The sequence below is a fragment of the Neptuniibacter sp. QD37_11 genome (assembly GCF_047778105.1).
Lineage (GTDB): Bacteria > Pseudomonadota > Gammaproteobacteria > Pseudomonadales > Balneatricaceae > Neptuniibacter.
Window position 1 is genome coordinate 3,080,973 of the sequence record NZ_CP180552.1, and the last position, 11,668, is coordinate 3,092,640.

12 protein-coding genes are annotated in these 11,668 nt (G+C 45.4%); 5 read left to right on the forward strand and 7 right to left on the reverse strand.

Annotated elements, in window-relative coordinates; all coding sequences use genetic code 11:
- Window positions 1-669 carry an energy-coupling factor ABC transporter permease gene (locus tag ACMXYT_RS14425; protein WP_415911608.1) on the reverse strand — a complete coding sequence of 223 codons (669 nt, stop codon included), beginning with the start codon at window positions 667-669 and terminating at the stop codon, window positions 1-3.
- Window positions 670-795: 126 nt separating this feature from the next.
- Here ACMXYT_RS14425 and ACMXYT_RS14430 point away from each other — a divergent pair, with 126 nt between their 5' ends.
- Window positions 796-1,710 (forward strand): GGDEF domain-containing protein, encoded by a 915-nt coding sequence (locus tag ACMXYT_RS14430; RefSeq protein ID WP_415899233.1) that lies wholly within the window; start codon window positions 796-798, stop codon window positions 1,708-1,710.
- On the opposite strand, the gene rimI is transcribed toward ACMXYT_RS14430, so the two are convergent.
- The 3 genes from rimI to ACMXYT_RS14445 are packed head-to-tail and all read right to left on the reverse strand — an operon-like array spanning window position 1,707 to window position 4,574.
- Window positions 1,707-2,171, reverse strand: a complete 465-nt coding sequence (gene rimI, locus ACMXYT_RS14435; RefSeq protein WP_415899235.1) for a ribosomal protein S18-alanine N-acetyltransferase — start codon at window positions 2,169-2,171, stop codon at window positions 1,707-1,709. The two genes, ACMXYT_RS14430 and rimI, sit on opposite strands and share 4 nt — an antisense overlap.
- A 9-nt stretch (window positions 2,172-2,180) precedes the next feature.
- Window positions 2,181-2,999, reverse strand: a complete 819-nt coding sequence (locus ACMXYT_RS14440) for a hypothetical protein (protein WP_415911609.1) — start codon at window positions 2,997-2,999, stop codon at window positions 2,181-2,183.
- A 33-nt stretch (window positions 3,000-3,032) separates the two neighbouring features.
- Entirely contained in the window at window positions 3,033-4,574 is a 1,542-nt protein-coding gene (locus tag ACMXYT_RS14445) for a 2-isopropylmalate synthase (protein ID WP_415885858.1), read from the reverse strand.
- A 296-nt stretch (window positions 4,575-4,870) separates the two neighbouring features.
- Here ACMXYT_RS14445 and ACMXYT_RS14450 point away from each other — a divergent pair, with 296 nt between their 5' ends.
- Window positions 4,871-6,025 carry a MalY/PatB family protein gene (locus tag ACMXYT_RS14450; protein WP_415901133.1) on the forward strand — a complete coding sequence of 385 codons (1,155 nt, stop codon included), beginning with the start codon at window positions 4,871-4,873 and terminating at the stop codon, window positions 6,023-6,025.
- 3 nt (window positions 6,026-6,028) lie between these two features.
- Here the strand turns inward: ACMXYT_RS14450 and ACMXYT_RS14455 are convergent, their stop codons facing one another.
- Window positions 6,029-6,454 carry a hypothetical protein gene (locus ACMXYT_RS14455; RefSeq protein ID WP_415899237.1) on the reverse strand — a complete coding sequence of 142 codons (426 nt, stop codon included), beginning with the start codon at window positions 6,452-6,454 and terminating at the stop codon, window positions 6,029-6,031.
- 17 nt (window positions 6,455-6,471) lie between these two features.
- The gene (gene epmA / locus ACMXYT_RS14460) at window positions 6,472-7,440 is read right to left on the reverse strand and encodes an elongation factor P--(R)-beta-lysine ligase (protein ID WP_415899238.1); all 969 of its coding nucleotides are present in this window, start codon (window positions 7,438-7,440) and stop codon (window positions 6,472-6,474) included.
- A gap of 189 nt (window positions 7,441-7,629) precedes the next feature.
- On the opposite strand from epmA, the gene ACMXYT_RS14465 reads away from it, so the two are divergent.
- A complete protein-coding gene (locus tag ACMXYT_RS14465) occupies window positions 7,630-8,607 on the forward strand; it encodes an ion channel (RefSeq protein WP_415899239.1) in 978 nt (325 codons plus the stop codon).
- 54 nt (window positions 8,608-8,661) lie between these two features.
- On the opposite strand, the gene efp is transcribed toward ACMXYT_RS14465, so the two are convergent.
- On the reverse strand, window positions 8,662-9,225 hold the full coding sequence (gene efp / locus ACMXYT_RS14470) for an elongation factor P (protein ID WP_415882477.1): 564 nt from the start codon (window positions 9,223-9,225) through the stop codon (window positions 8,662-8,664).
- Window positions 9,226-9,351: 126 nt separating this feature from the next.
- Here efp and epmB point away from each other — a divergent pair, with 126 nt between their 5' ends.
- Together epmB and ACMXYT_RS14480 are read left to right on the forward strand one after the other, a co-directional pair.
- The gene (gene epmB / locus ACMXYT_RS14475) at window positions 9,352-10,365 is read left to right on the forward strand and encodes an EF-P beta-lysylation protein EpmB (protein ID WP_415899240.1); all 1,014 of its coding nucleotides are present in this window, start codon (window positions 9,352-9,354) and stop codon (window positions 10,363-10,365) included.
- A 105-nt stretch (window positions 10,366-10,470) separates the two neighbouring features.
- The gene (locus ACMXYT_RS14480) at window positions 10,471-11,622 is read left to right on the forward strand and encodes a hypothetical protein (RefSeq protein WP_415911610.1); all 1,152 of its coding nucleotides are present in this window, start codon (window positions 10,471-10,473) and stop codon (window positions 11,620-11,622) included.
- Window positions 11,623-11,668 lie beyond the last annotated feature (46 nt).

The window sequence follows — 11,668 nt, forward strand, 5'->3', positions numbered from 1 at the left end:
TCACTGATCGTCTATATAAACCTTGGCATCGAAGGTGCGCACCCAATCAGGATGAAACACCAACATCCCGGTGAGAAATATCCCGTTCATCAAGCCTTCTGGGAACATAATAAGCGGTAGATAACGTACATATTCGTGAATAATTTTCTCGACGGTGTATACACCATCTAACACTAGAATCGCACTTGCAGATAAGCCTGCAACAGCGGCGGAGAGGCCCGCACCCAAAAAACCACAGACGAATAAGAAAACAAAAAAATTCTTCATCATTTTGGCCTCAACAAAACGATGAAGAAGCCATGTAGACGCTACAGGCAGCAGTACAGAACAGACGCCACTTAACAGTAAGCCATCCCAGCTTTCCTTCCCCACTACAGCCATCCCAATTAGAGCAACAGTCGCAGATAGTATCGCCAGATCCCAACCAAACACTAAGGTCATAATGGTCAGGCCCAGAAAATGAATACCTAAACCAGGTGAGATACCCGCTCTCATGAACCATAAAACCATCAACAAAGCAGTAGCACCAAACAACATATGCTGTAGTGTTCGGTTGCCGCCCAATGTAGACCAAGGTGCATTTCTGATGGCATAAAACAAAACCATACAGTAAATAAGGGCACCACCAATCAACCAATATGAATGTAATAATCCTTCGGAAAAGCTCATATTTTTCTACTTTTTAATGATTAGGACACATTTTACGTTGAAGATTAATTATCTACTTATATGATAAAGAGATACGGAATTTCTTTTGACGTGTATCACTTTTCCCTTAACCAATGCGGAGAATAAATGAACATCCTTGTAGTAGATGATGATCGTTTTATTCGTGAAATAATCAGCGCCGTTATTCAGGACGCCAATCATACACCTATTACCGCCTCTCAAGGAGACGAAGCCTTAGCTGCTTTAGATAAGGGTGGTATTGATCTAGTTTTAACTGATGTCGAAATGCCAGGCCTCAATGGTTTCGACCTCACCCGCGAAATCCGCAACCGCTTCCCCAACGATTGGTTCCCTATAATTTTCCTCAGTGGCCAAAGTGATGAAAAACACTATGAGGAAGGCATTGATGCTGGCGGTGACGATTACCTAACCAAACCGGTCAGTCCGATTGTGCTTAAAGCAAAAATATTAGCGATGGAACGTATCGCTAATATGAAGAAAGCACTCGATGCTGCCAACTCTCGTTTAGAAAAACTTAGCTCTCAAGATCCACTTACAAAGATTTCTAACCGTCGAGATCTGGAAACTAACCTGTTAAAAGAATGGAAACGCAACAAACGAGAGCAACTCGAGTTAGCAGCCATCATGCTCGATATAGATTTCTTTAAAACCTATAACGATCACTATGGCCACCAGCAAGGGGATGAATGTCTTAAAGCCGTCGCTAAACTATTGAAAGGTCAGCTTAATCGTTCTCATGACCTTCTGGCACGCTATGGTGGTGAAGAGTTTGTCATTATCCTACCGGATACTGATATAGAGGGAGCAGAAAAGATCGCAAGCAACATTGTCGCCTCCTTAGCCACCAAAGCCATTCCTCATGTTAAGTCTCAAGCTGCAGAGCATGTGACTGTCAGCATGGGCATTAGCTCAACTGCTAACAATGCAGAAACACCCTCTGCACTGCTAAAGCAAGCCGATCAAGCGCTTTATAAAGCCAAGGACAGTGGTCGAAACCGCAGCTACACCTTCTCTGATTAATTACAGAGTACTGGCTCTATAGACATACCCATTAGCACAGCGTCTTCGCGTTGTCCCCCTTGAACTGAAGGGTAGTAATTTTTGCGCACCCCTTCAGTTACAAAGCCACTTTTATCATACAACGCTATTGCAGCTAAGTTAGATTCCCTCACCTCAAGCATCACTCGAATAACGCCAGCATTTTGTAGCTGTTGAGCTCCCTGACTTACCAGTAGCTGTGCATAACCACACCCTTGGTGGGCCGGATCTATAGCTATCTGGAGCAGTTCCGCTTCATCTAGAACTTGCGAAAACATGACATAGCCAATTAAGTCCGGCGCATACAAACCAAGAACGACAGATCGCTCTGATTCTATTTGCTGTAGGTATTGTTTAGCCGACCAGGCACCATGAGCAAAACAGGATTGAGCAATACGTTCTACTGCTGGAAGATCCTTGGCCTGAAGGACATCAATGTTCATAAGAGAAGCTTAAGCAACGCTAGATTTCAGGTCTAACCAGATTTGACGTTTAATTCCCGGAAGCTGCATCGCTTCAGTCAAACTGTAGGTCGCAACCGCTTTAACGCCAGATTTAATCGTGAAGCTGATACCTTTAAGCTCTTCCAAGCTCTCTTTACGATCCATCACCATTTGAGCTGCAGCTTCACCAAAGAGAAGTACCGTTTGTACCTCTTCAGTTTGCAGTTCTTTTGACAGCTTATGCTGAACTGCACTAAGCGCCTGCTTATAACCCTGATCTAAGGTTTTGCTAGCAAACATCGGCCAAGGAAGCATAAAAGCAGCTACAGCTGGACCTGATCGACCTAAAGCAGCCACGATGGCTGCAGCCAACTGTTGATAATTGTTAGCAAAATTACCTCCCTGAGGCGGTAAACTGTCCACAATCAACACGCTACCGATCCGCTGGAAGACAAGCTTAAAGACTGGAGCTTCGTCCTGCTCCTGCGTTTGAACCTCATCAGACTCAGCAACTACATCAGCAGCGTCATTGGTAGGAGCTGCAACAGGCTTATTAACCTCTTCTGACACTAAACCTAACGCAGCGCGAGCTTCTGACATCCCCTGCTGCATAGTTTCAGGAGATGACTTTCTAGAAACAGGTGCTGTACTAGCTACATTTTGCTGCTGAGGGCGATTTGGAGAATCGAAAGGAATTTCTGGAGCGGGATACTGAAAGTCATCAACCCAATCAGGTGATGGTTTCGCTCCCGCTAGAGAAGCACAAGGTAGCCAGCTGGATATACCCATTGCGTCCAGGTATTGATGCCTAAGCTGTTCTTGCTCCATAGCCACTACCTTGCCTTAACGCTTAACCCTCAGTTACACCTGAGGGTGAGCTTTTTGAACGTTTGCATCCAGCATATTCAAAGCATGGATATAGGCTTTTGCTGATGCGATGATGATATCAGTATCCGCACCTAGGCCATTCACGATACGGCCTGCATTTTCCAGACGCACCGTCACTTCACCTTGAGAATCTGTACCTTCTGTCACAGCGTTTACTGAGTAGATCTGCAAGCTCGCACCAGAATCTGCAATCATCTCAATCGCTTTAAATGCCGCATCAACTGGACCACCGCCCGTCGCTTCCGCTGTTTTCTCTTCGTCACCCACTTGCATCACAATCTTAGCCACAGGCGTCTCACCTGTTTGAGAAGTCACAGATAGGCTTGTTAGCTTGAACTGCTCACTGCTTGCTGTAGCGCGAGTATCACTTACTAGAGCCACTAGATCTTCGTCAAAAATCTCGCTCTTCTTATCAGCAAGTTCTTTAAAGCGAGAGAAAGCATTGTTTAGTTCAGAGTCTGTCGCAAATGTTGTACCTAGCTCTTCTAAACGTGTACGGAACGCAGCACGACCAGACAACTTACCCAGTACCATACGGTTTGTGTTCCAGCCCACATCCTGAGCAGTCATAATCTCGTATGTTTCGCGGTGTTTAAGAACACCATCTTGGTGGATACCAGACTCATGCGCGAAGGCATTTGCACCCACGATTGCCTTGTTAGGCTGAACAGGGAAACCGGTCACACTAGAGACTAAACGCGATGCCGGAACGATCTGAGTTGTATCGACATTCGTTTCTACGCCTAGCGTATCTTTACGAGTGCGGATCGCCATCACGATCTCTTCTAGAGAAGCGTTACCTGCACGCTCGCCTAGACCGTTTACCGTACATTCAACCTGACGTGCACCGGCACCAACAGCTGCCAAAGAGTTAGCTACAGCTAAGCCTAAGTCGTTATGACAATGTACAGAGAAAATCGCTTTATCAGCATTTGGAATACGCTGGATTAGCTGACCGATTGTGTGAGCAAACTCACCCGGTACCGCATAACCAACAGTATCTGGGATGTTAATTGTACGTGCACCAGCATCGATTACTTTCTCTATGATACGGCACATAAAGTCCAATTCAGAGCGGCTTGCATCTTCTAACGAGAATTCAACGTCATCAATTAGGTTACGCGCACGCGTTACTGCTTTGACTGCTTGCTCAACCACTTGGTCAGGCTGCATCTGCAGTTTGTATTTCATGTGGATAGGTGACGTTGCAATGAAGGTATGGATACGACCCATTGCTGCATTCTGAAGTGCTTCACCAGCACGGTCGATATCAGCATCAAGCGCACGGGATAGAGAACAAACGCGACTTTCCGTCACAGCTTCTGCAATCGCTTTTACCGACTCAAAATCACCCGGACTCGCAATAGCAAAACCAGCCTCAATTACATCAACACGCATCTTCTCAAGCTGCTTAGCTACACGCAGCTTTTCATCACGCGTCATTGATGCACCAGGGCTTTGCTCGCCATCACGCAAAGTTGTATCAAAAATAATTACACGATTGTCATTGCTCATAAGGTTTGCTCCAAACCGACTCACCAGCGATCAATACTTACAATTATCGCTGCTCTCTAAATTCTTTACAAAATCTGTATTCAAAAAAAGGACAGGAGAGCACTATACTGTTCAAAAAGCAGGGATAGTTTTCAACGCTATCGACAATAAAAACCAGTCTTAAAACTTCGCGTTGCTTTACTCTCTTGATAGCTCATAGCTACAGGGATTTGTGTGGTAATCCAATGCCCACCACTATAACGCCGGGCGGCTGTTTTGCAACCCGTGTTTTCGGCAAATAACGAACAAGTAGAGAGATCATGTCCACAGAGTTTGATTATCAAATCAACCGTAAAGGTACAGCGAGTCAGAAGTGGGAAAAATACAGTGATAGCGACATCCTACCTATGTGGGTTGCCGACACTGATTTTATGTCTCCGCCCGCCGTGATTAAAGCGCTACATGAACGTATAGACCACGGTGTTTTTGGGTACACAAATGTTCCTGTTGAGCTTAATGAGCTGGTTATTAAAAGGATGCAGAGCTTTTACAACTGGGAGGTCAACAGCAATGATATTGTTTGGCTACCGGGTTTAGTTTGCGGCCTCAACCTCGCTTGTCGCAGCCTCGGAGAAAGTGGAGATACGGTTTTAACCCCTAAACCTATCTACCCACCCTTTATGTCAGCTCCTCGTCTCTCCGATCGCGAAGTTTGCACACTACCTATGCAAGACATTGATGGCCGCAAGATCATCAATTTTGATGCGTTAGAGAATGCCCTCACCGATAAAACACGACTGCTACTGTTTTGTAACCCTCATAACCCCGGTGGTACGGTCTATCGCAAAGAAGAACTCGAACGCCTTGCAGAGATCATTATTAAACACGATCTCTATATCTGCTCAGACGAAATACACTGCGATTTAATTCTCGAACAAGGGCTACAACATACACCTATTGCTTCACTCAGCCCCGAGATCGCGGCAAGAACAATAACGCTCATGGCGCCAAGTAAAACTTTTAATATCGCCGGTTTGGGCTGCTCTTTTGCCATTATTGGTAATCCAGAGCTACGTAAGAAATTTATTAACACTAAGAAAGGTGTTGTGCCTGATGTGAATCTACTTGGATACACCGCAGCTATTGCCGCTTATCAGGAAGGTGAAGCGTGGAATCAACAACAGCTTGATTACCTCAGAGCTAATCGCGATTACCTACAAAATGAGATCAATCAGATCCCCGGCCTAAAACTCGCCCCAATTGAAGCCACTTACCTTGCTTGGATTGATGTATCAGGAGCGAAATTGACCAACCCTGCACATTTTTTTGAGCAAGCAGGTATAGGCATGTCTCCGGGAAGAGACTTTGGCGACAATAACTATATGCGTTTGAATTTCGGCTGCACACGAAGCACGCTCGAAGAAGCCGTTCGCCGAATTAAACGTGCACTGGTCAATGAATTACCAGCCTAAAACCTAAAGATCCGACTTAGACTCAATCAGTTTAAGAGCGCGTTTCAATTCATCAAAATACTGCTCCGCTGAGAAATTCAGCGGAGCAAAATCTCGATAATCCCAACCATCCTGTTTAGACCGAGCTGGATTATTCCAATTGTGCCAAACAACGATATCTGAATAACAAGATTGCGTTAGGTTTAACTGCCAACAATCTATATCACCGCAGTTACACACAAATGGAGTCAATACGATCTCACTATCAGTACAAGCTCGCTGCAACATCTCTTGATTAAAACCACAGATGTAGGCGCCACTAATACTGCCTGCAAAAGCCGCTTCATAATCACTCACCCCATCAAGTAGTGGCTGATCATCAACCAAAATATCGCAATAGTGCCCAAGCTGGCTCTGATAACCACCGTAAACCAACTTAAACTCATTCATCGATTAACATACCCCACTTAAGCACGCGGCAGATCAAAAGGGATAACATTGGCTAAGGAAGATTCTCTAAGCGCTAACATCAACAACCGATCAACACCTAAGGCTACGCCAGCACAATCAGGCATCCCTACCTCCAGCGCATCCACAAGACGAGAATCAAGAGGACGCTGTGGCAGATCCAATGCAGCTCGTTGCTTTTGATCAGCTTCTAAACGACGCTTTTGTTCGACACTATCTGTCAGTTCGTAATAACCATTCGCTAACTCAACGCCTCTGACAAACAGCTCAAACCTTGCTGCGACAGTTATTCCCGCTGCATTCCTTCGCACTCGCGCCAATGCAGCTTGGCTTTGTGGATAGTCCATCACAAAAATGGCATCGACCTGTTCAAGCTGTGGTTCGATGACATGAGACATCAACAAATTCAGCCAAGTATCTGGATCAGAGTCATCTAGCTCGATATCTATGTGCTTCCGCGTTTCTTTAATTAGGTCTTCTAAAACGACTTCTTCCGGCCTGAAGCCTAAATAGCGGAAAAACAGATCCGAGTAGGTGATACGTTCTACCTGATCTAACTGTAAGACAGGCTTAATCAAGGCTTCAATTTCATCTATCAGGTCAGCATCATCAAAGCCCGGACGATACCACTCCAACATAGTAAATTCAGGATTGTGACGACGACCATATTCGCCATTTCGAAACACCTTACTCATCTGATAGATAGGCCCGCTACCAGCGGACAACAAACGCTTCATGGCATATTCAGGTGATGTTTGCAGATATAACTGTCGCCCTTCTGCGCCTAACGTTTCGCGGTACTCTACCTCAATGCTATCGATAAAAGGATCACTCACCGCACAGTTAGACATCACTGGCGTATCTACTTCTAATACACCTCTCTGCTTGAAAAAATCACGAATATATCCGAATAACTCGCCGCGTTTACGCAAGTTGTCTATTGAAGCTGAAGGCTGCCAATCATTCATACTGAAGTTACTTATTCCATCTAAAACCACTAGGCGTAACTTTATCAGCTTGCCCCCCTCCAATAAAAATTAAATCGATGAACCCACATACGTAACTGTCCATCTGTTTGGTCACTTCACTTATCCCCTTCTACACTTAAGTGCACTATGCATATCACCGAATAACGGTCGCTGTAGAGGTATGCAGCCATGACAACACCTAAAAACTGTTCTTATTGCAATCCAGATGGTTGGCAATGCAGTGAACCCGCCAATGACTCAGGCCTATGCTACTGGCACGACCCTTCTGTGGATAAAAGCCAGGATAAAGGCGTAAAGAACGCTGTGGAAAAATGGGCTCAAGCAGGCAAGCCTCTCGATGGATTTCAGTTAGCACGCGCGCAGTTGGAAGATATCAATTTAGTAAACCGTGGTAGCAAGCAGGGTTATCAATGTCGGGAAGCTGACTTTTACCGTGCGAATCTGCGCAATGCGCATTGTTTTGGGCTCGACCTTAGAGGCTCCTCCTTAATGAAAAGCACCTTGGCAGGTGCCAACCTTCATTGTGCCCATTTAGAAAACTGTAACTTACTCGGTGCAGATCTAAGCCACTCCCGACTTGAAAATATCGATTGGGGAGATGAACTCCAACAAGAACGAAGAGCACTTGAAGCCTTCCAGCAAAAAAAACCTCAAGAAGCCATATCTTTATGCCAGGAGGCCGAAGAGGTCGCAAGGATAATCCGCAAACAATGTGAGAAAGAAGGACTTTTTGATATAGCTGGTCATTTCTTTAAGAAGGAGATGATCTTCAGGCGCTACCAAATGCCCATGTACAGCTCTCGACGAATTATCTCAAAAGGGGTCGATCTTTTTTGTGGTTACGGCGAATCCCCTATCAGGGTCGTAATGTTTTCAGTCTGTCTGATATTGCTGTGTGCACTGGTGTATTTCTTTCTCGGAACAACCGCATCCAATCCCATTTATTCGGACAGCACCGGAGCTACTGCAATCTTCTTGGAGTTTCTCAATGCAATCTACTTTAGCGTTGTGACCTTCACGACTCTAGGTTACGGAGACATAGCACCTATAGGGCTTGCAAGGTTTGTTGCAGCTGTTGAAGCCTTTTTAGGCAGTTTTACAATGGCGCTGTTTGTGGTGGTGTTCGTCAAGAAGATGACAAGGTAGGAGAAATAAAGCTAGGAGAGGAAAAGGGACAGAGTGATCTGCCCCTTAACAACATTACGCGCGAGAAACGTATTCGCCCGTACGTGTATCAATTTTGAGTACTTCACCTTCGTTGATAAACAAAGGTACGCGTACAACAGCGCCAGTGCTCAATGTTGCTGGTTTAGAACCACCCTGAGCAGTATCGCCTTTAAGACCTGGATCTGTCTCAGTTACTTCTAACTCAACAAAGTTAGCTGGAGTCACAGAGATTGGGTTACCGTTGAACAACGTAACCGTTACAGAGTCCTGCTCTTTCAACCATGGCTTAGCTTCAGCAACTGCGTTTTCGTCCGCACCTACCTGCTCAAACGTATTTGGATCCATGAAGTACCATAGCTCACCATCGTAGTATGAGTATTCCATAGTCGTATCCATTACATCAGCCTGCTCAACGCTCTCACCTGATTTAAAGGTACGTTCCCAGATACGACCGGACATTAGGTTACGCAACTTAACACGTGTGAACGCCTGACCTTTACCTGGTTTTACAAATTCAACGTCAACCATTGCGCATGGATCGCCGTCGATCATTACTTTCTGACCATTTTTAAACTGGTTAGTAGAAATGTTGCCCATAATGTTCTCTGTATCTCTTGTAAGTTTTTCTCAACCAACAAACCCTGTTGATCGTAAAATTGACAGACATTCTACTTGAAAGGAAAATGCGAGCAACTTTCAGTCGTAATTCCGTACAAAAACATCATGAATTCTATTTCTAATCCCATTCCCGTCACGGAAGAAGCCGACTGGCAGCAGCTCCTGAGTCACACGATTGATGACCCAGCCGAGCTGCTTAAGCTATTAGATCTCCCCGCATCACTACTTCATGGCGCGCAACAAGGGAGCAATCTCTTCTCACTAAAAGTGCCAAAGCCATTTCTACAGCGGATAGAAAAAGGTAATCCAAACGATCCTTTGTTACGCCAAATTCTACCGCTAGATGCAGAAAGCGCGGATATTCCAGGCTATGTCACCGACCCTCTTGCCGAGATGGCTGCAAACCACAGTGATGGACTTATCCACAAATATCACGGTCGTGTACTGCTTATTCTCAGTGGAGCTTGCGCAGTAAATTGTCGTTACTGCTTCCGCCGCCATTTCCCCTATCAAGACAACCGCTTAGGTTCTGAGCAATGGCAACAAGTGCTTGAATACTTAAAAGCAGACGACAGCATCACCGAAGTGATCTTTTCAGGAGGCGATCCTCTAGCTACCTCGGATAAACGCTTGTGCAGAATGATTGCTGATTTAGAAGAGATCCCTCATCTAAATCGGTTAAGAATTCACACCCGTTTACCGATAGTGATCCCGCAGCGAGTAACCTCCGAGTTAACCACGCTCTTTGCCAAGAGCCGTTTCGATATCGCGATGGTTCTTCATGCCAACCATGCTAATGAACTGGATCAACAGGTGGAGCAAGCTAGCGCAGATCTGAGAACAGCAGGCGTTACCGTCTTAAATCAAGCGGTATTACTCAAAGGCGTCAATGATAGTTCAACCGCGCTAACTGAGCTTAGTGAAAAGCTCTTCCACTTCGGTATTTTGCCCTACTACCTATTCACCCTAGATCCGGTAAAAGGCGCAGCTCACTTTGATATTCCTGACGATCAAGCTATCGCGTTGCATCAACAGCTGCAGGCAACATTACCGGGTTACTTGGTACCAAAACTTGCTCGCGAGATCCCTGGCAAACGTTCTAAGACACTGCTGTTCTAACGAAAGGAAACTGAAACTTTTTCATATTCTTAGTTTCACCCTTTGATTCCCTCGACTGCGGCCGATAACTCTCGAATGGAATAATTAGTACTAGAGGGTGAAGCAATGCGTATTGCAGCTTCTGATATTGCACTGGAGAGTGCAGCACACCAATCGACCTATACTGAAATTAGAGAACATCTAACCGAGGGTTATGTTCGCGCTGGCGATGCTTTCAATAAAGAAAATTTGGTCGAAGGTAGCCACAGGAAGCGAGTGGTAAAAGAAGTAAATCAAAGCACTCAAGCTGATGACTCAACCTATGCCGATTTCCGCAAACAGATGGAACGGGAAAATGTCGGTAAATACAGCCTTGATCAGCTAATCACAAAGACGACGGGGAGTAGCTCAAGTCTATTTGAGTTAAACCCAGAAGATAAAGTCAAAATTGAGCTTCTAAAAAAGCTGTTTGAGAGCATGACTGGCAAAAGCTTCAACGTCGGCTTGTTAGATGCGCAAGCAGTAGGAAATAGCGGTAACAATTCTACTACTGAGCAAGCGACGACATCCGCCAGCCAACTGAGTATTACTTCTGGCGAAGCCCTAGAACACGGCTTTGAATACAGCTACAGCGAAACCACGACCTCGACCGAGCAAGTCCAGTTTCAAGCCCAAGGGCAAGTGCGTACTACAGACGGTCGGGTTATCGATCTCAACCTACAACTCAATATGAGCCGCTCACTCAGCGAGAATCAAAGTTTTCAAATTCGCTTGGGGGCAGCGCTTAAAGATCCTCTCGTGATCAACTTTTCTGGCCAAGCCGCCGAACTTAGCGCCGATACAATTGAGTTCGATATAGATAGCGATGGTGAGCTGGATACCGTTCATCGTCTTGATGACTCGAGCGGTTATATCGCCCTCGACAAAAACAACAATGGTTCAATTGATAATGGTAACGAGCTGTTTGGCGCACAGTCAGGTAATGGCTTTAAAGAGCTCGCAGCCTACGATGATGATAACAACGGTTTTATCGATGAAGGCGATGCAATCTGGGATCAATTACGCATCTGGGTCCAGCATGATGATGGCAGTAGCAGCATGTTCACTTTAGCCGACAAAGATATTGGCGCTTTATATCTTGGATATTCCCGGACAGACTGGGAGCTCAGTGCAGGTCAACATAGTGACGAAATGGCCGGAAAAATTCGTGCAACAGGTCTCTTTCTAACAGAGGAAGGCGAGACAGGTACCTTACAGCAGGTTGATCTAGTCGTGTAACTATGAAGCCTTTTGTTAACACTTAAATCACGCTTACTAATTCCCC